The sequence below is a fragment of the Variovorax sp. PDC80 genome, assembly GCF_900115375.1.
GTDB lineage: Bacteria > Pseudomonadota > Gammaproteobacteria > Burkholderiales > Burkholderiaceae_C > Variovorax.
In genome coordinates this window covers 287,081-307,844 of the sequence record NZ_FOWG01000002.1, presented here as the reverse complement: position 1 = coordinate 307,844, position 20,764 = coordinate 287,081, and the positions used below count along the sequence as shown (strand labels likewise).

The following is a 20,764-nucleotide window of genomic DNA, read 5'->3' as shown; positions in this document are numbered from 1 at the left end:
CGCGGCGCTCATGGCTGCCGGCCCTCGAGCACGTCGGCCATGCCGCCGAGGCTGACATCGAAGGGCGCGCTCTCGTGCATGCGCTGCTGCAGGAACGCGGTCATCGCGGGCTGCAGCCGGATCGCCTGGTCGAGCGCCGGGTCGCTGCCCGCGGCATAGGCGCCCACGCGCACCAGGTCGCGGCTCTTGCGGTAGCGCGAATAGATGGCGCGGAAGTGGCGCGCGCATTCGAGGTGGCCGGCCGAGGCCACGTTGTGCATCACGCGCGAGGCCGACTGCTCGATGTCGATGGCCGGGAAATGCGCTTCCTCCGCCAGCGCGCGCGACAGCACGATGTGGCCGTCGAGGATGGCGCGCGCCGCGTCGGCGATCGGGTCCTGCTGGTCGTCGCCCTCCGACAGCACGGTGTAGAAGGCGGTGATCGAGCCCACGCCGTTGAGGCCGTTGCCGCTGCGCTCCACCAGCCGCGGCAGCTTGGCGAAGCACGAGGGCGGATAGCCCTTGGTGGCCGGCGCCTCGCCGATCGCCAGCGCGATCTCGCGCTGCGCCATCGCATAGCGCGTGAGCGAATCCATCAGCAGCAGCACGTGCAGCCCCTGGTCGCGGAAATGCTCGGCCACCGCGGTGGCATAGCTCGCGCCCTGCATGCGCAGCAGCGGCGGCGAATCGGCCGGCGCGGCCACCACCACCGAGCGCGCGCGGCCCTCGGGGCCGAGGATGTCCTCGATGAATTCCTTCACCTCGCGGCCGCGCTCGCCGATCAGGCCGACCACGATCACGTCGGCCGCGGTGTAGCGCGCCATCATGCCGAGCAGCACGCTCTTGCCCACGCCCGAGCCGGCGAACAGGCCGATGCGCTGGCCACGCCCGACGGTCAGCAAGGCATTGATCGCACGCACGCCGGTATCGAGCGGCTCGCGCACCGGGTCGCGGTCCATGGCGTTGATCGGCGCGCGGTCCAGCGGCTCGGCGCTGACCTCGGTCAAAGGGCCCAGGTCGTCGAGCACATGGCCCTGCGGATCGACCACACGACCCAGCAGGCCGTCGCCCAGCGGCAGGCGCAGCGCGCCCACGCGCGGCGCGATGCCGGGATCGGCCTCGCCGAGCCGCGGCACCGGCACATAGGGCGCGGCGGGCACCACGCTGGCGCCGCTCGACAGGCCCTGCACCTCGCCGGCCGGCATCAGGAAGGCGCGGTCGTTCGAGAAACCCACCACCTCGGCCAGCACCGCGGGCTGGCTGCCCATGCGCACCAGGCACTGCGAGCCCACGGGCGCGCGGATGCCCGAGGCCTCGAGCACCAGGCCGGTGAGCCGGGTCAGCGTGCCGCGCGCCTCGAGGCCGGCATCGTGCGCCAGCCGCGCCTGCGCGTCGGCCATGAACTGGCGCCAGTCGAGCGGGTCAGCCAGCCGCATCCGGGTCCTTCGGGGCCGCGTCGTCCTGCCACGGCATCGCCAGGCCCAGCGCCGCGACCGCGCGCGACCAGCGCGTGGCCACGCCGCCGTCGATGACGGTGCCGGCCGATTCGACCAGGCAGTCGCCGGGCGCGATGCCCGCATCGGCCACCACGCTCACGGACTGGCCCTCGAACTCGGCGCGCAGCGCGACGCCGAGCCTCTCGAAATCGGCCGGCGACAGCCGCACGGTGCTGGCCTTGCCGTCGACCGCGAGCATGGCGAGCGCCTCGCGCACCACCGGCTCGAGCACGGCCGGCCGGGTCGCGATCTCCTGGCGCAGCACCTGGCGCGCGAGCGCGCAGGCGATCTCGAGCGTGCCGCGCGCGAGCTCCTGCTGCACCTCGGCCAGCTGCGCTTCGGCGCTTGCGAGCAAGGCGGCCACGCGCTGCGCGGCCTCCAGGCCCTCGTTGGCCTGGTAGGCCTCCATCTGTTCGCGCGCCTCGGCCTGCGCGGCCGCGCGGCCGGCCGCATAGCCTTCGTCGCGGCCCTGCTGGCGCGCCTCCTCGATCGCCTCGGGATCGACCACGCCGCCGAGCACGTTGCCCTCGGCGCCGACGGCGGCGAACTGCCAGCGCGCGAAGCGCGCAACGTCCTCGCCGCGAATGAAGGCGCCGCGGCTCACGCCCGGACCTCCGTCGTTTCAGCCAGCGTCATGCGTGCGCCCATCAGACGAACCCGCCATCGCCACCGCCCAGCATGATCTGGCCTTCGTCGGCGAGCCGGCGCAGCGCCTTGAGGATTTCCTTCTGCTGCGCCTCGACCTCGGACAGCCGCAGCGGCCCGCGCGCCTCGAGGTCCTCGCGCAGCGCCTCGGCCGCGCGCGAGGACATGTTCGAGAGGAACTTGTCGCGCAGCGGCGGCGCCGCGCCCTTGAGCGCGACGATCAGCGTCTCGGACGCGATCTCCTTCATCACCAGCTGCAGCGATTTGTCGTCGAGCTTCATCACGTCGTCGAAGACGAAGGTCAGGTCGGCGATCTGCTGCGCCAGCTCGGCATCGTGGTTGCGGATCGCCGCGATGGCCTGCGCATCGGCGCCGCTGCCCAGCAGGTTGATCATGCCGGCGGCCGTGCGCGGTCCGCCCAGCGAAGGCTTGCGCACCTTGGCGCCGCCCGAGAGCACGCGGAACATCACCTCGTTGAGGTCTTCGAGCGCGGCCGGCTGGATGCCCTCGAGCGTGGCGACGCGCAGCAGCACCTCGGCGCGCTGCAGGTCGGGCAGCTGCAGCAGGATCGCCGAGGCGTGCTCGGGCTCAAGGTGCACCAGGATCGCGGCCACGATCTGCGGATGCTCGAGCTTGAGCACCTCGGCCACCGAGGGCGCGTCCATCCACTTGAGGTTCTCGATGCCGCTGAGGTCGGCGGTCTGCAGGATGCGGTCGACCAGGATCGAGGCCTTCTCCTCGCCGAGCGCGTGGCGCATCACCGAGCGCACGTAGTCGCCGGTGTCGGCCGCGAACAGGCTCTGGCCCGCGGTGGCGGTGATGAAGCGGTCCGCCACCTCGCCGAGCCGCTCGCGCGACACGGCGCGGGTCTTGGCGATCGTCTCGCCGATCTTCTGCACCTCCCGCGGCGACAGGTGCCGCAGCACCTCGCCGGCTTCCTGTTCGCCGAGCGACATCAGGAGGATCGCCGCGTCGTTGAGTCCCTGTTCGTCCATGCGCGTTCGTTCCGGTCAGCCGTGAACCCAGGTCTTGACGATGTTCGCCACCGCCACCGGGTTCTGCCGCGCCATCTGGCGCGCGCCTTCCAGGCGCATCTGCTCGGGCACCTGCTCCTGCGGCGAGGGCACGGCCACCGCCTCGGGCGCGCCGAGCGCGGGACGCTCGGGCGTGTCGGCCACCATCGCGTTGAGCTGGCTGCCGGCGGCGGGACCACCGAGCGCCGGCGTGGTGCTGCCGGGCAGCGGCTTGGCCGCGGCCATGGCCTTGAGGCCGGGGCGCACCATGCCCAGCAGCACGATCGCGCCGATCAGCACCAGCCCCACGGGCCAGGCGAAGCTGCGCGCCAGCTCGAGCGTTTCGGGGCGCTTCCACAGCGGCAGCTCGACCTGCACCGGCGCGTCGACCAGGAACGGCGTGTTCATCAGGTTCACCGAGTCGCCGCGCTCCTTGTTGAAGCCGATGCTCTCGCGCACCAGCGCCGTCATCTGCTCGACCTGCTGCGCCGACAGCGCGGTCGGCACCACCTTGCCCGCGGCATCGGCCACGCCCTGGTAGTTGACGACCACCGCCGCGCTGAGCCGGCGGATCTGGCCGCTGGCGCTGCGCACGGTCTTCACGGTCTTGTCGACCTCGTAGTTGATGGTGGACTCGCGCTTGCCCGGCGGACGCTGGGCCGCGGCACCCGCGGCCGCCGCACCGGTGGGCGCGAGCGCCGCGGCCGGCCCGTTGACCGGCGCCGACGAGGCACCGGGCGGCTGGTTCGAGGTCGCGCCGGGCACGCCCGCGGGCGGCGTGGCGCCGGCCGCGCCGGGGCCGGTGGTCTCCACCGTCTGCTGGCTGCGCACGGCGCCGGCCTCGGCCGCCTGGTTCGGGCGGTGCTCCTCCATGGTCGCCTCGCTCTGCGAGAAGTCCACGTCGGCCGTGACCTGCGCCTTCACGTTCTGGCGCCCCACCACCGGCTCGAGGATGTCGAGGATGCGGCGCATGTACTGCTGCTCGATCTGCTGCACGTACTGCAGTTGCTGGCCCTCGCCGGCACCCGCGCCGCCCGTGGCACCGTCGCCGGTCTGCGACAGCAGCTTGCCGCTGTCGTCGACCACGCTCACGGCCGAGGGCGCGAGCTCGGGCACGCTGGAGGCCACCAGGTGCACGATGCCCGCGATCTGGTTGCGCTCGAGCGTGCGGCCCGGGTGCAAGGTCAGCAGCACCGAGGCCGAGGGCTTCTGCTGCTCGCGGAAGAAGCCGTTCTGGTTCGGCAGCGCCAGGTGCACGCGCGCGCTCTGCACCGAGGCCAGGCCCTGGATCGAGCGCGTGAGCTCGCCCTCGAGGCCGCGCTGGAAGCTCAGCTTCTCCTGGAACTGGGTCATGCCGAAGCGGTTGTTCTCCATCAGCTCGAAGCCGGCCACCGAGCCCTTGGGCAGGCCCAGCGAGGCCAGGCGCAGGCGCACGTCGTGCACCTTGTCGGCCGGCACCATCACGGCGCCGCCGCCCTCGGTGTACTTGTAGGGCACGTTCATCTGGGCGAGCTGGGCGACGATCGCGCCGCCGTCCTTGTCGCCGAGGTTGGCGTAGAGCACGCGCCAGTCGGCCTGGCGGCCCATCACGATGGCGGCCACGGCCAGCGCCACCAGCAGCGCGGCACCGATCGCCAGCCGCAGGCGCTGGCGCCGGTCGAGCGACGCGAGGCGGCCCTGCCAGGCCGGGGCGGCAAGGGACGCGGGCTGGGCGGCGGGAAGTTCGGCGACGGCGGTGGACATGGGCTCGGCGGTGCGGGTGTTCGCACGGCGCGGAAGGCGCTTCGTGCTCGCTGCGATTATTCGGGCCGGCCCCGTCCCACATAAGCCCGATAAAGGGCTGCTTTCCTGCCCATTTCCCCGCGATCGCGAGCGGCCGAGCGCCCGTAGCATCGGTGCCCATGGACCTCCGACTCGCACCGCTGACTTCGCCCACCCCGGCGCAGGCTTTCGCGCGCACGGCGCGCACCGCGCCCTCGGCCGCCGAGGGCAGCGGCGGCGGCTTTGCCGGGGCGCTCTCGGGCGCGCTGCAGTCGGTGAGCGCGGCCCAGAACCAGGCCGGCGCGCTGCAGCGCGAGGTTCAGCTCGAGAACCCGAACGTCAGCCTGGAGCAGACCATGGTCGCGATCCAGAAGGCGCAGATCGGCTTCCAGGCCACGATGCACGTGCGCAACCGCATGGTGCAGGCCTACAGCGACATCATGAACATGCAGGTGTGAGGCGACGGGCGCCCTGCCCGTCCGTCTTGCCGGACCGTGCCACCGCCTTGCCGGCGGTGTCGGTCCTTCTTCTTCAGTGGATCAGCTGCAGCCGCGAATCGAACAGGTGGTCGAGGTCGGCGATCCACGGCTCGGCCAGCAGCCGGATCTCGGCATCGTTGCGCAGGATGCGCTGCATCACGCGGGTCTTCTCGGCGCGGTCGGTGCGCGGCAGTTCGAGGGTGGTGGCCTTGAAGCGCAACTGCTCGATCAGCACGGCGCAGGCGCCTTCGCAGCGCACCACGCCTTCCCAGTCTTCCATGCGGGCGGCCTCGAGCATCTGCTTGCTCGCGGCTTCGATCGCTTTGTAGTAGTCGAGCAGTCGCTCTTGCATGAAGGACTCCAAGGACGCCTCAGGCGGCCTGCACGGGCTGGGACGGCCCGATCTGTTTCCAGCTCTGTGCGACCGGTGCGATCAGCGAGGCCACTTCCGCCAGGGCCGCCCCGTCGTTGCGGAGGTTGGCGACCGTCAGGCGGTTGATGCAATAGTCGTACAACGCGCGGAGTGTAACCGCGAGTTCTCCACCCCGGGCCTCGTCGAGCCCACCCTTGAGGCCCTCTTCGAGGAATCGCACCGCCCGCATGATCTGCTGGCCCTTGAGCGCGATGTCGCCGCGCGCCAGCGCGCCGCTGGCGGCGTGGATCGACTGCAGCAGGCCGTCGAACAGCAGTTCGATGAGCCGGTGCGGGGAGGTCGAGGCGTCCACGCCCGATTCGGCGCCCACTCTGGAGTAGGCCTTGGCGGCGCGGGCTGCGGGCGAGGTGTACATGGTGCGGCTTCCTGTTCCGGTGTCTATGCCTTCTTTATCGGCATTCCGGTGCGGAAGTTGAGGCCCGCGGGCCCGGCGCGCGCGCCCGATCTCGCGCCTCAGCTGGTGGACTTGTTCCACTGCGCCACCTGCTGGGAGATGTAGGTGTTGAGCGCGGTCAGCGAGGCCATCTTGGTGTCCAGCGCCGTGTACTGCGCGCGCAGCCGCTTCTCGGTCAGGGTCAGCCGGTCGTTGAGGTTGTCCTGGCTCTTGTCGTTGTCCTTGCGCTGGGCCTTGAGCGACTGGGTGCGGGTGTCGAGCGTGCCGTCGGTGGCCACGGCCGCCTGGGTGAAGGCCGACAGCCGCGTGGCGAAGCCGGTGGCGCTGGAGTCCACGGTGTTCTGCGGCGCGGCGAAGAACTGCTGCACGGCGGCCGGGTTCTTCAGCGCCGTGTCGAGCTTGGCAGTGTCGAGCGCGAGGTTGCCCGCGCCGTCCTTGGCGACCGTGATGCCGAGGTCGCTCAGGCGCTGGATCGCGCCGCCGCCCGAGGGCGCGCCGACCAGGCTACGCAGTGCGTTCTGCAGGCTCACGGCGGTGGAGTCGCCCTGCAGCAGCGCCGCGGTCTTGCTCGCCGCGTCGTAGGCGGTGGCCGAGTTCAGCGTCTGGTTCATCGTGTTGTAGGCCGTCACGAAGGCCTGGATCGTGCTGCGCAGGCCCGAGGTGTCGGTGGTCACGGCGATCTCGACCGGCGCCGTCGTCACCTGCGACAGCGTGAGGCTCAGGCCCGGCACGGTGTCGGCCAGCACGTTGCTGTCCGAGCGGATCGCCACGCCGTTGATGGTGGCCTCGGCATTGCGCGCGTACTGCACCGGGTTGGCCCCCATGCCCTGCACCGAGCCGTCGAAGGCCAGCAGGCCAAGGTCGGCGCCGTCGCCCGAGCCCACGGGCGCCGCGGTCACGCGAAAGCCCGCGGCCTCGCCGGTGGCGCCCGAGCGCAGCATCAGCCGCTCGCCCGAGAGGTCCTTGAGCACGGTGGCGCTGACGCCCGCGCCGGCGGCGTTGATCTTGGCCGCGATGGCCGAGAGGCTGTCGCCCTCGTTCACGCTGATGTCGATCGCCGGCTTGTCGCCGGCCGCGAAGTTCGGGCCGCCCGCGTCGGTGTCGTTCCAGTCGCCGAGCTGGATGCTCAGCGTGCCGAGCCCGAAGCCGGTGCCCGTGGCCACCGCACCCGAGGACACGGCCTGGGCCCGCGCGAGCTGCGACACCTGCATGGTGAAGCTGCTGGCCACGGCGTCGCCGGCCTTGGTCACGCTCGCGCTCAGCGCGGTGGCGTTCGAGCTCGAGGCGGTCTTCGCGTTCCAGGTCGCGGCGGCCGCCAGCTTGGTGGCCGCGTCGGACAGCGCCGAGAGTTGCGACTTCAGCGTGCCGAAGGCCGAGATCTTGTTGTCGAGCGTGGACGCCGTGCCCTGCAGCGCGGTCAGCGGCTTCTTCTCGATCGCCATCAGCTGCGTGATGATGGATTCGACGTCGAGCTGGCTGCCGATGCCGGTCGATGTGATGGTGGCCATGTCGTTTCTCCGATGCTGGAATCGCCTGCGCCCACGGAAAAAACGCGGGGCGGCGAACGGAATTGTCCGTTCGCCGCCCCGCGATGAAGCGTGCAGGAGGCCGGCCTTCGGCCCCCTGTTCCAGCCTTAGCCGCGCAGCAGCGACAGCACCGTCTGCGGCAGCTGGTTGGCCTGGGCCACCATCGCCGTGCCGGCCTGCTGCAGCACCTGGGCGCGCGACAGGTTGGCGGTTTCGGCCGCGAAGTCGGCGTCCTGGATGCGGCTGCGCGAAGCGGTCAGGTTCTCGGCCGAGGTCGAGAGGTTCGAGACCACCGATTCGAAGCGGTTCTGGATCGCGCCGAGGTCGGCGCGCGAGGAGTTCACCGCCTTCAGCGCGGCGTCCATCGCGAGGATTGCGTTGTCGGCACCGTCCACCGTGTCCACCGTCAGGCCGGAGAAGCCGGTCTGCGCGCTGCCCGCGGCGGTGACGGTCGCAGCCGTCTGGCCGGCGGTCAGGCCGGTGTTGGTCAGCGTACCGCCGACCGTGATGGCCGTGCTGCCGCTCGAGGTCAGCGTGATGGCGCCGCTGGCGGCGGCCGTCGCGACCACGCCGGTCTCGCTCGACTTCTTGTTGATGGCGGCCGCCACGTTGGCGCCTTGCGTGGCGGCGTCGGTGCCGGCATTGACCGCGCCGATGCCCACGCCGTTGATCGTGAAGGCGTTGGCAGTGATGCCGCCGAAGCCCGCGGGCGCCGCGCCGGTCACCGTGGCCGAGTAGGTGTCCACGCTGGTCCAGCTGCCCAGCGAGGTGATGCTGGCGTTGGCGATCGAGTCGATCGAGATGGTCTCACCCTGGTTGGCGCCGACCTGGAACGACTGGGCGCTGAAGCTGCCATCGAGCAGCTTGGTGCCGTTGAACGAGGTCTGCTTGGCGACGCGGTCGATTTCGCTCTTGAGCTGCGTGACTTCCTTCTGCAGCGAGGCGCGGTCCTCGGTCGAGTTGGTGGCGTTGCGCGACTGCACGGCCAGTTCGCGGATGCGCTGCAGGTTGTTGCCGATGGTGCTCAGCGCGCCTTCGGCCGTCTGCGCCAGCGAGATGCCGTCGTTGGCGTTGCGGCCGGCTTGCGTCAGGCCGCGGATCTGGGCCGTCATGCGCTCGGAGATCGCGAGGCCGGCGGCGTCGTCCTTGGCGCTGTTGATGCGCAGGCCCGAGGACAGGCGCTGCATCGAGGTGGCCAGCGAGGATTGGCTGCCCGAGAGGTTGCGCTGCGCGGTGAGCGAACTGATGTTGGTGTTGATGATCGAGGCCATGAGAGCTCCTTCAAACTGATAAGTCGGGCATCGCTGCCAAAGTCGCGCCAGCGAAGCGCTGGCTGCCTGACGAACCCTGGTGCAAGGCCCGTTGCACTGGTTTTCGGTGGGTCCCGGCCGGCTCTTTAGCGATTTATTTTTGCGATCGCACCCTCAAGATTTCCGAGCGGATGCAGACGGGTGCCACAGCGATTGCGCTGCCGGGGCCACCATGTTCCGCGCGTTACCCCCACGGAAACACGTAGCTTCCCCACCACGCAAGACAACTTCGCCCCCACGGGATTTCGTGGTCTGTGCACCACGACAGGTCACACTCGTTAACAGCTTGTAAAGCGCAGTGCTAAAGCCATGGATGTCCGACTTTCGATAGATTTATCTATCAATGTCGAAACAAGTCTTTCATCGCGCATCCCTTAGTATTCATTTCAGCCAACAAAATCACATTCTTGGGGCGCGATGGTTGCAAGCGCTTACCATCGGATGCCTTCGGGTCGAAGTTTTTTTGTAGGAACCCGCCTACTCAGGTACATTTTTAACAAATGTTTACTGAAGCTGACATTTGTGATTAAACTGAAAGTACACGGTCGACAAGGGGCACTTTTGCCCGCCTAGGAGGAGGCACTCATGACCAATGAACAGTTGCTCGCCGAGATCAAGGAAGCCAACCTCACCTACCTGATGCTGGCACAGAGCCTCATCCGGGAAGACAAGGCACAGGCCCTGTTCCGGCTGGGCATTTCCGAGGAATCCGCGGACCTCATCGACACGCTGTCGCCGGCGCAGATCATGAAGCTGGCTTCCAGCAACATGCTGCTGTGCCGCTTCCGCGCCACCGACGACATGGTCTGGGGACTGCTCACCAACCACAACGTGCGCACCCGCACGGCCAACGACGAGACGCTGAAGCTGCACGCCAACATCGTCATGTCGAGCCGCTTCGCGGAAACCTCGTACTGAGGCGCCGCGCGTTCGCGAGCTGACAAGGCATGGCCAATCCGAAGAGCGTGCTGGGCGAGTCCCGGCAGATCGAGCGCGCGGTCCATCTGATCGAGATGGGCGCCCGCCTGCAGGTGCTGGAGAGCGAGACCGAGCTGTCGTACGAGCGGCTGCTGCGCCTCTACAAGGAAGTCGCGGGCAAGTCACCGTCGAAGGGCCAGCTACCCTTCTCGACCGACTGGTTCCTGACCTGGCAGCCGAACATCCACGCCTCGCTGTTCCACAACATCTACACCTACCTCCACAAGACCAGCGAGCTCGAGCCGGTCGACGCGCTGATCAAGGCCTACGGCCTGTACACCGAGCAGACCGGTGCCTGCGGCCTGGAGCCGCAGCTGTCGATCACGCGTGCCTGGCGGCTGGTGCGCTTCATGGAGAACCAGATGCTCGCCATGACGCCCTGCTCGCGTTGCGGCGGCCACTTCGTGACCGAGCCCTACGAGAACGCGCAGCACTTCGTCTGCGGCCTGTGCGAACCGCCGGCGCGCGCCGGCAAGGGTGCGGGCGCGGGCGGCATCCAGCTGCAGTGAGCGCGGCAAACAGAAGATAAGGGCCCCTGCAGGGCCCTTTTTTCATGGAATGCGGGCGGCGGCTCCGAGGCCCAATAGGGGCTCCAGGAACTCGTATCGCCCCATGTCCGTCATCCTCGGTTACCTCGTCGCGCTGGGCTGCATCTTCGGCGGCTACATCATCCATGGCGGCAACATCGGGGTGGTGCTGCATGCGCTGCCGATCGAGCTGATGGTGATCGGCGGCGGTGCGCTCGGCGCCTTCGTGGTGAACAACCAGCGCAAGGTGCTGATGGCCACGCTGAAGGCGCTGCCGACCGCGCTCAAGGGTTCCAAGTACACCAAGGCACGCTACCTCGAGCTGATGGCGCTGCTCTACGACATCCTGCAGAAGGCGCGCAAGGAAGGCCTGATGTCGATCGAGAAGGACATCGAGGCGCCGCAGGATTCGCCGCTGTTCCAGAAGCACCCGAACGTGGCCAAGGACCACCACGTGGTCGAGTTCACCACCGACTACCTGCGCATGATGGCCTCGGGCAACCTCAACAGCCACGAGATCGAGTCGCTGATGGACAGCGAGATCGAGACCCACCACCAGGAATCGCACGCACCCGTGGCCGCCATCGCGCGGCTGGCCGGCGGCCTGCCGGCCTTCGGCATCGTGGCCGCGGTGCTCGGCGTGGTGAACACGATGGGCTCGGTCGGCCAGCCGCCGGCGGTGCTCGGCGCCATGATCGGCTCGGCGCTGGTCGGCACCTTCCTGGGCATCCTGCTGGCCTACGCCATCGTCGAGCCGCTGGGCGGCCTGCTCGAGCAGAAGGCCGAGGAAGGCACCAAGGAACTGCAGTGCATCAAGACCACCCTGCTGGCCAGCATGCAGGGCTACAACCCCACGACCGCGATCGAGTTCGGCCGCAAGGTGCTGTTCTCGACCGACCGCCCGAGCTTCGTCGAGCTCGAGAGCCACGTGAAGAAGAAGTAGAGCGCCCAGCGCAAGAGGCAACGCCATGGCCACCACGCCCGGGACCCGCAAGCTCCAGCCGATCATCATCAAGCGGGTCAAGAAGACCACGCATGCGCACCACGGCGGCGCCTGGAAGATCGCCTACGCCGACTTCGTGACGGCCATGATGGCCTTCTTCCTGCTGATGTGGCTGCTGGGCTCGACCGCCAAGGGCGACCTGCAGGGCATCGCCTCCTACTTCAACTCGCCGATGAAGGTCGAGATGGCCGGCGGCTCGGGCGCGGGCAGCGCCTCGAGCGTGGTGCCCGGCGGCGGGCGCGACCTCACGCGCACCACCGGCGAGGTGCGCCGCACCGACGGCAGCACCATGGACCCGAAGAAGATCGGCCAGGACAACAGCCTCAAGCTCGAGCAGGCGCGCCAGGACGCGCGCCGCATGGCCGCCCTGCGCGCGCGCATCGAGGAGATGATCAACGCCAACCCCAAGCTGCGCGAGTTCCGCTCGCAGATCAAGCTCGAGGTGACCTCGGACGGCCTCGAGATCCAGATCGTCGACGCGCAGAACCGCCCGATGTTCGACACCGGCAGCGCGATCGTGAAGCCCTACATGCACGACATCCTGCGCGCGGTGGGCAGCGCGCTCAACGACATCGAGAACCGCGTGAGCCTGGCCGGCCACACCGATGCCGCGCCCTACGGCAACGGCGACCGCGGCTACGGCAACTGGGAGCTGTCGGCCGACCGCGCCAATGCCTCGCGGCGCGAGCTGGTGGCCGCCGGCATGCCCGACGACAAGCTGGTGCGCGTGGTCGGCCTGGCCGCCAGCGACCTGCTCGACAAGAAGAACGCGCTGGCGCCGCTGAACCGCCGCATCAGCATCGTGGTGCTGACGCGCGATGCCGAGTCGCGCCTGTTCGGCAACGCGCGCCTGGAGGGCAACGACGCGGTGAAGGCCATCGCCACCGAGCTCGCCAAGGAACAGAAGAAGCCCGAGGGCGCCGATGCGCCGACCGCTCCCGCCGGCGCGGCCCCCGCCGCCACCCCGGGCCGCGCCCAGCCCTGAGCGAGCGCCACCGCCATGGAATCGAACAGTCAGGACCGCCAGCTCCCCGCCTCGCAGCGCAAGATCGACCAGGCGCGCCGCGACGGCCAGGTGCCGCGCTCGAAGGACCTGTCGCACCTCGCGGTGATGGGCACCGGCGCGGTCGCGCTGCTGCTGCTGGCGCCCACCGCCTTCGAGCAGCTGCGCGCCACGCTCGCGCAGGCACTGGTCTTCAACGCGGCCAGCGTGCAGGACCCGGCCGACATGCTGTCGCGGCTGTCGACCTTCGCCGGCCTGGGCCTGGTGGCCTGCGTGGTGTTCGCGGTCATCGTGCTGAGCGCGGCGGTCGCGGGCAGCCTCGCGGTCGGCGGCTGGGTCTCGAGCACCAAGGCGATCACGCCCGACCTCTCGCGCCTGAGCCCGTTCAAGGGCCTGGGCAACCTGTTCAGCCGCCAGCAGGTCGCGCAGGTGACCAAGCTGGTGCTGCTGTCGGCCATCCTCGGCGCCATCGGCTGGTACTACGTGGCCGGGTCGATCGGCGAGGTGGTGCGCGTGGTGCTGCAGCCCTCGCCTTCGGCGCTGCGCGCGCTCGGCGACTGGCTCGCCACCGGCGTGGGCCTGCTGCTGCTGGTGGTGTTCGCCACCGCGGTGATCGACGTGCCGCTGCAGCGCTTCTTCCACCTGTCGAAGCTCAAGATGTCGCACCAGGAGCTCAAGCAGGAGCACAAGGAATCCGACGGCGACCCGCACACCAAGGGCCGCCAGCGCAGCGCGGCGCGCGCGATCTCGCAGCGCGCCAGCATCACGGCCGTGCCGCGCGCCGACTTCGTGCTGATGAACCCGACCCACTACGCGGTGGCGCTGCGCTACGACGAGGCCACCATGAACGCGCCGCAGGTGGTGGCCAAGGGCGCCGACCTGCTCGCGATGAAGATCCGCGAGATCGCCAACGCCAACGGCATCCCGGTGGTGCAGTCGCCGATGCTCGCGCGCGCACTGTTCGCCCATGCCGAGATCGACCAGCCCATTCCCTCGAGCCTGTTCACCGCCGTGGCCCAGGTGCTGGCCTATGTCTACCGCCTGAAGGCCGCGCTGCGCGGCGAGGGCCCGATGCCGCAGGGCGTGCCCGATCCCTACGTGGCGCCCGAGCTCGATCCGCACCGCAAGCCAGCGGCAACCACCGCCGCCGAACCAGTCGCCGGAGTGCGCCCATGAACCCGCTCGCCCTGCGCCAGTGGCTCGGTGAGCGCGGCGGCATGTTCCAGCGCGCGGCCGCGCCGCTGCTGGTGGTGGCCATCCTCGCGCTGATGGTGCTGCCGATCCCGCCCTGGCTGCTCGATGGCTTCTTCACGCTCAACATCGCGGTCGCGCTGATGGTGATGATGGTGGCGGCCTACATGGTGCGCCCGCTCGACTTCGCGGCCTTTCCCTCGGTGCTGCTGCTGACCACGCTGATGCGGCTGTCGCTCAACGTGGCCTCCACGCGCGTGGTGCTGCTCGAGGGCCACACCGGCCCGGGCGCCGCGGGCGCGGTGATCGAGTCCTTCGGCCACTTCCTGATCGGCGGCAACTTCGCGGTCGGCCTGATCGTGTTCGCGATCCTGGTGGTGATCAACTTCGTGGTGGTCACCAAGGGCGCCGAGCGCATCGCCGAGGTGTCGGCGCGCTTCACGCTCGACGCCATGCCCGGCAAGCAGATGGCGGTCGACGCCGACCTCAACGCCGGCGTGATCGACGAGAAGGAGGCCCGCCGCCGCCGCGCCGAGGTGTCGGAGGAAGCGAACTTCTTCGGCTCGATGGACGGTGCCTCCAAGTTCGTGCGCGGCGATGCCATCGCCGGCATCCTGATCCTGGTGATCAGCATCGTCGGCGGCTTCGCCATCGGCGTGCTGCAGCACGGCCTGTCGGCCGGCAAGGCGGCCGACACCTACGTGCTGCTGGCGGTCGGCGACGCGCTGGTGGCGCAGGTGCCGGGCCTGCTGATCTCGGTCGCCGCGGCGATGGTGATCTCGCGCGTGGGCCGCGAGGACGACGTGGGCCGCCAGATCGTCGACCAGCTGCTGACCTCGCCGCGCGTGCTCGGCCTCACGGCCGGCATCCTGGGCCTGCTGGGCGTGATTCCCGGCATGCCGCACGTGGTGTTCCTCTCGATCGCCTCGCTGCTGGCCTGGGGCGCCTGGCGCCTGTCGCGCCGCCCGCCGCCGGCCGCGCCCGCGCCGCCGGCACCGCCCGCGCCCGATGCCGAGGCCACCTGGGACGACCTGCAGCCGGTGGACCTGCTGGGCCTGGAGCTCGGCTACCGCCTGATCGCGCTGGTCGACAAGAGCCGCCAGGGCGACCTGCTCACGCGCATCAAGGGCGTGCGCCGCAAGTTCGCGCAGGAGGTCGGCTTCCTGCCTCCCGCGGTGCACGTGCGCGACAACCTCGAGCTCAAGCCCAGCAGCTACCGCGTCACCCTGCGCGGCGTCGTGGTGGCCGAGGGCGAGGCCCATCCGGGCATGTACCTGGCGATCAACCCGGGCGGCATCACCACCCCGCTGATCGGCACGCCCACCACCGACCCGGCCTTCGGCCTGCCCGCGCACTGGATCGAGGAGCGGCAGCGGGAAGCCGCGCAAATGAGCGGTTTCACCGTCGTTGATTCGGAGACCGTGATGGCCACCCACCTGTCACATTTGATGCAGGTGCAGGCGGCGCGGCTGCTGAGCCGCACCGAAACCCAACAACTGGTCGAACACGTGAACAAACTGGCGCCCAAGCTGATCGAGGAAGTCGTGCCCAAGCTGGTGCCGCTGTCCACGTTCCAGAAGGTGCTGCAACTGCTGCTGGAAGAGTCGGTGCACATCCGCGACATCCGCACCATCGTCGAGACGCTGGCCGAGCATGCCGGCAGCACCACCGACCCGGCCGAGCTCGCGCGCCGCGTGCGCGTGGCGCTGGCGCCGGCCATCGTGCAGCAGATCTACGGCCCGGTGAAGGAACTCGACGTGATCGCCATCGAGCCCGCCTTCGAGCGCCTGCTGATGCAGGCGCTGGGCAATGCCCAGGCGCCCGCGCTCGATCCGGGCGTGGTCGAGATCTTCACGCGCACCGCCGCCGAGGTCGCGCTCAAGCAGGAAGAGCAAGGCGTGCCGGCCTGCCTGCTGGTGCCCGACGCGATCCGCAACGCCATCGCGCGCATGGTGCGCCGCGCCGCGCCGCGCATGCAGGTGCTCGGCCACAGCGAAATTCCTGAAACCCACACGATCCGCATCGGCCCGATCCTGCGAGGAGCCTCCGCATGAACATCCAACGTTTCACCGCACCGACCGCCCGCGAAGCGATGGCGCTGGCGCGCAATGTCTTCGGCGACGGCACGCTGATCCTCTCGAACCGCCAGCTCGACGACGGCGTGGAAGTGGTGGCCGCGGCCGAGGACAGCCTCAGCGCGCTCGAGGCCGGCCGCGCGATCCTGCAGGGCACGCAAGGCACGCTGTCGGCGCCCGCGTGGACGCCGCCGAAGCCGGTGCCCGCGCCCGCCATCGCCCAAGCGCAACCCGCCGCACCGGCCCCGGCCCCGCTTGCGAGCGCCGAATCGCGCGCCATCGTCGAGGCCGACGTGGCCGAGCTCGGCATGAGCACGCTGTCGTTCCAGGACTACGTGCGCGAACGCATGCTGCGGCGCCAGCAGGAGGCTGCATCGCCGGCCCCCGCACCCGCTGCGCCATCGGCCGCGCCGGTCCGCGCGGCCTTCGCGCCCACTGCCGCCCCCGCCGCCACCGAAACGTCCCGCCCCACACCCGTCGCCACGCCCGCTCCCGCGATCGACACCGCGAGCGAAACCCAACAGGCGCTGATGGCCGAGCTGCAAGCCATGCGCACGCTGATGGAGAGCCGCTTCAACGCCCTCGCCTGGCTCGGCCCGGCGCGGCAGAACCCGGTGCATTCGAACCTGATGCTCAAGCTGCTGCGCGCCGGCTACTCGCCCGCGCTCGCGCGCGGCGTGCTCGAATCGATCGCGCTCGACAACGACGCGGCCGGCGCGGTGCGCCGCATGATGGGCGCGCTCGAAACCATGCTCGGCCTCGACCCCGCCGCGCCCACGCTGGCCGAGGAAGGCGGCGTCTACGCGCTGGTCGGCGCCACCGGCGTCGGCAAGACCACCACCGCCGCCAAGATCGCGGCCCAGTGCGCGCGGCTGCACGGCCCGGCCAGCGTCGGCCTGATCACGCTCGACATGCACCGCGCGGGCGCGCACGAGCAGTTGCGCGCCCACGGCCGCGCCATGGGCGTGGTGGCGCATCTCGCGCACGACCGCGCCGCGCTGCAGGAACTGCTCGCGCTGTTCCACGGCAAGCGCATGGTGCTGATCGACACCGCCGGCCTGGCGCCGCGCGATCCGCGCCGCCGCGACCTGCTGGACCTGCTCGACCTGCCCGGCATCTCGCGCCTGATGGTGCTCAACGCCGGCGCGCACGGCGACACGCTCGACGAGATGGCCGCCAGCTTCAAGATCGGCGGCGCGCGCCAGGCCGTGCTGAGCAAGACCGACGAGGCCGTGAAGCTCGGCCCGGCGCTCGACACGCTGATCCGCCACCAGCTGGTGCTGCGCGGCGTGGCCCATGGCCCGCGCACCTCGCAGGACTGGAAGCCGGCGCTGGCCGCCGAGCTGGTGCGCGACTCGATGCGCGCGGCGCAGCGCTCGCCCTTCGATCCGCAGCCGGCCGACCTCGAACTGTTCTTCTCGCCGGGCGCGGGCGAACTCTGAGGAGCGTTGCGCCCCCCGACACGACATGCAGGCCGCTTCCCCGCTCTCCCAGATGTACACGCCCAAGGGCCGGCTCGACCGCGATGCGCTGATCCGCCAGCACGTGCCGCTGGTGCGCCGGCTGGCGCATCACATGATCGCCAAGCTGCCGCCCAACGTCGAGCTCGACGACCTGATCCAGGTCGGCATGATCGGCCTGGCCGATGCGCTGTCGCGCTACGAGGCCAGCCAGGGCGTTCAGTTCGAGACCTTCGCCACCCAGCGCATCCGCGGCGCCATGCTCGACGAGCTGCGCGACGGCGACTGGCTCTCGCGCGGCTCGCGCAAGAGCCAGAAGCAGATCGAGCAGGCGGTGCGCGCGCTCGAGCAGAAGCTGGGCCGCGCGCCGGCCGAGTCCGAGATCGCCGACGCGCTCGAGATGCCGCTGGCCGACTACCAGAGCCTGCTGGGCCGCGTGCGCGGCACCCAGCTCGTGTACCTGGAGGACATGGGCGGCGGCACCGACGCCGAGGGCGAATCGGGCTTTCTCGACCGCCACCTGGCCGATGCCGACGCCGACCCGATGAGCCTGCTCAAGGACCAACGGCTGCGCCAGGCGCTGGTGGGCGCGATCGACAGCCTGCCCGAGCGCGAGCGCCACATCATGGGCATGTACTACGAGCAGGACATGAACCTCAAGGAGATCGCGGCCGTGCTCGGCGTGACCGAGTCGCGCGTGTCGCAACTGCACAGCCAGTCGATCGCGCGGTTGCGCGCGAAGATGCGCTCGCACTGACGCTCACACAGCACCGCGCCGCGGTGCTTTTTTCATCGCGCCCCGAGGATCGCCGCGAGCTGGCTTTCGAGGCTTCGGTCGGTCGCCGGAAAACGCCCGTCGAGCGCCGCCGTGCCCACCGTGAAGCCCGCGGCACCGCTGGCGCGGATCGCCGCGATCCGTTCCGGCGTGTCGATCGACCCGGCCACGATCACTGGCTTGCCCGCGGCCTCGCACACCGCGCGCATCAGCCGCGGCACGTCGAGCGCGGCGCGGTAGGCCAGCAGGTCCAGCCCCGCCACGCCGGGCCGGCTCGCGATCGCACAGGCGCTGGCCACGGTCTCCTCGATCGAGCCGCCGAGCACGCTCGGATGCCCCGAGACCCGGCCCGCGAACGGGTAGTAGCGGATGCCCGTGCCCTCGAGCAGCGGCAGCACCTCGTCGACATGCGTGCCGCCGAGCAGATGGTCGACACCGAGCCGGCACGCCATCTCGACCGAAGCGATCTCGCTGTCGCGGTCGAGCGAGACCACCTCGAGGTAGCTCGAGGCGCCGTGTGCGCGGAGGGTGCGATGCAGGCCCTCTAGCTCGGCCATCGGCAGCCCGATGTCCTTGAAGCCGATGTGGCGCACGCCGGCCGCGAGCGCCGTCGCCAGGTGCCGTGCCGCGTCGGTCACGGTGCGGTCGTGGCGCGTGAGCATGAAGATGAATTCGAAGCTGCTCATGGTCGGGTCTTTCTCGTGGTGCCGTTGGCGGCCGCCAGGCGCGCGGCCATGTCGAGCGCGGCCTCGAGGCTGGCGGCGTCGGCGATGCCGCGCCCCGCGATGTCGAAGGCGGTGCCGTGGTCGGGGCTGGTGCGGACGAAAGGCAGGCCGAGCGTGATGTTCACGCCCTTGTCGAGCCCGAGGTACTTGACCGGGATCAGCCCCTGGTCGTGGTACTGCGCCACCACCACGTCGAAGCGGCCCTGGCGCGCCTGCATGAACACCGTGTCGCCGGGCCAGGGACCGCTGGCATCGATGCCCTCGCGCCGCGCGGCGGCGATCGCGGGCGCGATGGTGCGTTGCTCCTCGTCGCCGAACAGACCGCCCTCGCCCGCATGCGGATTGAGCCCGGCCACCGCGATGCGCGGCGCGGCGATGCCGAAGGCCCGGGCGCCCTGGTGCGCGAGCCGGATCGCCGACATCTGCGCCGCGAAGTCCGCGCGTTCGATGGCCTCGCGCAGCGCGCAATGGACCGTCACGAGCACGGTGCGCAGTTCGTCGTTGGCCAGCATCATCGCGACCTTGCAGCCGGTGCGCTCGGCCAGGATCTCGGTATGGCCCGGATAGCACAGGCCGGCGGCGGCCAGCGCCTCTTTGTGGATCGGCGCGGTGACGATGCCCGCGACACGGCCCGCTTGCGCGAGGGCTATCGCCGCCACGATCGCCTCGAAGGCGGCCCGGCCACTGGCCGCATGCACGGCGCCCACGGGCGGCAGCGCCTCGAGCCGCGACGCGGCCAGCAGGTTCACCGTGCCCACCTCGTGCGCCATGTCGTCGATCGAAGCCGCCACGCGCAGCCTCGCGCCGACGCCCAGGGCCTCGAAGGCCTGGCGCATCACGCGCGGATCGCCGACCAGCACGCAGCGCCGGGCCCACTCGGCATTCAGCAAGGTGCGGGCCACGATCTCGGGGCCGATGCCCGAGGGATCGCCCATCGTCAGCGCGAGCCGCTCGGGCGGCGCGGGCTGGGTGAGTTGGGCTGACAGTTCTTGCATCGTGGGGACTTGGTGGACGGCGGGACCGGACGCTCTAATCTATGCAGATGCCCGCCCCAGGACAAACGATGATTGCTGACACCGACGGTGAGCCTGGCTCACGGAAAAACCCCTCGCGCCTGCCCTCCCTGATGGCGCTGCGCTGCTTCGCCGCCGCGGCCCGGACCCAGAACTTCAGCCAGGCCGCCGACAGCCTGCACCTGACCCATGGCGCGGTCAGCCGCGCCGTGCGCATGCTCGAGGACGACCTCGGCCTGGCGCTGTTCGAACGGCGCAACCGCGGCGTCTTCCTCACCGAGGCCGGGCGCCGGCTGCAGCGCGCGGTGGACGAGGGCTTCGGCCTGATCGAGGACGCCACGCGCGAGCTGCGGCACTCGGCGCGCGAGGCGCCGCTGGTGCTCTCGTGCGAGCCGACCCTGCTGATGCGCTGGCTGATCCCGCGCTGGCCCGGCTTCCAGGCGCGCCATCCCGAGGCGGCCGTGCACCTGGTGGCGGGCGGCGGGCCATTCGCCTTCGACGGCGGCATCGACCTCGCGATCCGGCGCAACGATTTCGAGTGGCCCGCGAGCGTGCAGGCACAGCCGCTGTTCGAGGAGAAGGTCGGCCCCGTGTGCAGCCCGGGCCGGGTCGACGCCTTCTTCGACACCCGCGGCGCGGGAGCGTCGCTGCGCCGCGACGCGGTGCGGCTGCACACGCGCACGCGGCCGCAGGCCTGGCCGTCGTGGATGCAGCTGCAGGGCGCATCGGCCGGTGCCGGCGGCAGGGAACAGGTCTTCGAGCATTTCTATTTCAGCCTGCAGGCGGCGGTCGCCGGGCTCGGCGTGGCGATCGGGCCCTGGCACCTGGTCTGCGACGACCTCGCGAGCGGCGTGCTGGCGGCGCCGCTGGGCTTCGTCGCGGACGGCTCGGGCTATTTCCTGCTGTCGCCGCAGAAGCCGACGACGGGTCGGCAGCGCCAGTTGCTCGACTGGCTTCTCTCCGTGGTCTGAACGCTA

Annotated in this window: 20 protein-coding genes; 10 read left to right on the top strand and 10 right to left on the bottom strand. The window is 70.4% G+C overall.

The window, feature by feature from the left end; genetic code table 11:
- Nucleotides 1–8: 8 nt before the first annotated feature.
- Genes fliI through fliF form a run of 4 tightly spaced genes read right to left on the bottom strand, consistent with a single transcriptional unit; the run spans nt 9 to nt 4,876 of the window.
- Nucleotides 9–1,415 (bottom strand): flagellar protein export ATPase FliI, encoded by a 1,407-nt coding sequence (gene fliI, locus BM109_RS07100; protein ID WP_093341679.1) that lies wholly within the window; start codon nt 1,413–1,415, stop codon nt 9–11.
- Entirely contained in the window at nt 1,402–2,079 is a 678-nt protein-coding gene (locus tag BM109_RS07095; RefSeq protein WP_093341678.1) for a flagellar assembly protein FliH, read from the bottom strand. The genes fliI and BM109_RS07095 overlap by 14 nt, the downstream gene beginning before the upstream one ends.
- Nucleotides 2,080–2,122: 43 nt before the next feature.
- Nucleotides 2,123–3,115 (bottom strand): flagellar motor switch protein FliG, encoded by a 993-nt coding sequence (gene fliG, locus BM109_RS07090; RefSeq protein WP_057591764.1) that lies wholly within the window; start codon nt 3,113–3,115, stop codon nt 2,123–2,125.
- Nucleotides 3,116–3,130: 15 nt separating this feature from the next.
- The gene (fliF, locus tag BM109_RS07085; RefSeq protein ID WP_093341676.1) at nt 3,131–4,876 is read right to left on the bottom strand and encodes a flagellar basal-body MS-ring/collar protein FliF; all 1,746 of its coding nucleotides are present in this window, start codon (nt 4,874–4,876) and stop codon (nt 3,131–3,133) included.
- A gap of 158 nt (nt 4,877–5,034) precedes the next feature.
- Between fliF and fliE the strand changes: the two genes are divergently transcribed.
- Nucleotides 5,035–5,352 (top strand): flagellar hook-basal body complex protein FliE, encoded by a 318-nt coding sequence (gene fliE / locus BM109_RS07080; protein ID WP_093341675.1) that lies wholly within the window; start codon nt 5,035–5,037, stop codon nt 5,350–5,352.
- Nucleotides 5,353–5,425: 73 nt separating this feature from the next.
- On the opposite strand, the gene BM109_RS07075 is transcribed toward fliE, so the two are convergent.
- From BM109_RS07075 to BM109_RS07060, 4 genes are all read right to left on the bottom strand, one after another.
- The gene (locus tag BM109_RS07075; RefSeq protein WP_093341673.1) at nt 5,426–5,725 is read right to left on the bottom strand and encodes a flagellar protein FliT; all 300 of its coding nucleotides are present in this window, start codon (nt 5,723–5,725) and stop codon (nt 5,426–5,428) included.
- A 19-nt stretch (nt 5,726–5,744) separates the two neighbouring features.
- Nucleotides 5,745–6,161 carry a flagellar export chaperone FliS gene (gene fliS, locus BM109_RS07070; protein ID WP_093341672.1) on the bottom strand — a complete coding sequence of 139 codons (417 nt, stop codon included), beginning with the start codon at nt 6,159–6,161 and terminating at the stop codon, nt 5,745–5,747.
- A 98-nt stretch (nt 6,162–6,259) separates the two neighbouring features.
- Nucleotides 6,260–7,708: a flagellar filament capping protein FliD gene (gene fliD, locus BM109_RS07065; protein WP_093341670.1), complete on the bottom strand. Its 1,449-nt coding sequence runs from the start codon at nt 7,706–7,708 to the stop codon at nt 6,260–6,262.
- 126 nt (nt 7,709–7,834) lie between these two features.
- The gene (locus BM109_RS07060) at nt 7,835–8,998 is read right to left on the bottom strand and encodes a flagellin (protein ID WP_093341669.1); all 1,164 of its coding nucleotides are present in this window, start codon (nt 8,996–8,998) and stop codon (nt 7,835–7,837) included.
- Nucleotides 8,999–9,622: 624 nt separating this feature from the next.
- Between BM109_RS07060 and flhD the strand changes: the two genes are divergently transcribed.
- The 8 genes from flhD (at nt 9,623) to BM109_RS07020 (ending at nt 18,031) form a co-directional block, all read left to right on the top strand.
- A complete protein-coding gene (flhD, locus tag BM109_RS07055; RefSeq protein ID WP_057591771.1) occupies nt 9,623–9,955 on the top strand; it encodes a flagellar transcriptional regulator FlhD in 333 nt (110 codons plus the stop codon).
- 29 nt (nt 9,956–9,984) lie between these two features.
- Nucleotides 9,985–10,524, top strand: a complete 540-nt coding sequence (flhC, locus tag BM109_RS07050) for a flagellar transcriptional regulator FlhC (protein WP_093341667.1) — start codon at nt 9,985–9,987, stop codon at nt 10,522–10,524.
- 103 nt (nt 10,525–10,627) lie between these two features.
- Entirely contained in the window at nt 10,628–11,485 is an 858-nt protein-coding gene (gene motA, locus BM109_RS07045; RefSeq protein ID WP_093341666.1) for a flagellar motor stator protein MotA, read from the top strand.
- 25 nt (nt 11,486–11,510) lie between these two features.
- A complete protein-coding gene (motB, locus tag BM109_RS07040) occupies nt 11,511–12,530 on the top strand; it encodes a flagellar motor protein MotB (protein WP_093341664.1) in 1,020 nt (339 codons plus the stop codon).
- Between the two features lie 15 nt (nt 12,531–12,545).
- On the top strand, nt 12,546–13,724 hold the full coding sequence (locus BM109_RS07035; protein ID WP_093341663.1) for an EscU/YscU/HrcU family type III secretion system export apparatus switch protein: 1,179 nt from the start codon (nt 12,546–12,548) through the stop codon (nt 13,722–13,724).
- Nucleotides 13,721–15,793, top strand: a complete 2,073-nt coding sequence (gene flhA, locus BM109_RS07030; protein ID WP_093341662.1) for a flagellar biosynthesis protein FlhA — start codon at nt 13,721–13,723, stop codon at nt 15,791–15,793. The genes BM109_RS07035 and flhA overlap by 4 nt, the downstream gene beginning before the upstream one ends.
- Entirely contained in the window at nt 15,790–17,256 is a 1,467-nt protein-coding gene (flhF, locus tag BM109_RS07025) for a flagellar biosynthesis GTPase FlhF (RefSeq protein WP_093341660.1), read from the top strand. Before flhA ends, flhF begins: the two co-directional genes overlap by 4 nt.
- Nucleotides 17,257–17,308: 52 nt before the next feature.
- Nucleotides 17,309–18,031 carry an RNA polymerase sigma factor FliA gene (locus BM109_RS07020; protein WP_093341659.1) on the top strand — a complete coding sequence of 241 codons (723 nt, stop codon included), beginning with the start codon at nt 17,309–17,311 and terminating at the stop codon, nt 18,029–18,031.
- A 32-nt stretch (nt 18,032–18,063) separates the two neighbouring features.
- On the opposite strand, the gene BM109_RS07015 is transcribed toward BM109_RS07020, so the two are convergent.
- Nucleotides 18,064–18,735: a 4-hydroxythreonine-4-phosphate dehydrogenase gene (locus BM109_RS07015; RefSeq protein WP_093341657.1), complete on the bottom strand. Its 672-nt coding sequence runs from the start codon at nt 18,733–18,735 to the stop codon at nt 18,064–18,066.
- Nucleotides 18,732–19,769: a 4-hydroxythreonine-4-phosphate dehydrogenase PdxA gene (pdxA, locus tag BM109_RS07010; RefSeq protein ID WP_256222407.1), complete on the bottom strand. Its 1,038-nt coding sequence runs from the start codon at nt 19,767–19,769 to the stop codon at nt 18,732–18,734. Before pdxA ends, BM109_RS07015 begins: the two co-directional genes overlap by 4 nt.
- A 68-nt stretch (nt 19,770–19,837) precedes the next feature.
- Here pdxA and BM109_RS07005 point away from each other — a divergent pair, with 68 nt between their 5' ends.
- Complete coding sequence (locus tag BM109_RS07005; protein ID WP_093341655.1) at nt 19,838–20,758, top strand: LysR family transcriptional regulator; 921 nt, start codon at nt 19,838–19,840, stop codon at nt 20,756–20,758.
- Nucleotides 20,759–20,764 lie beyond the last annotated feature (6 nt).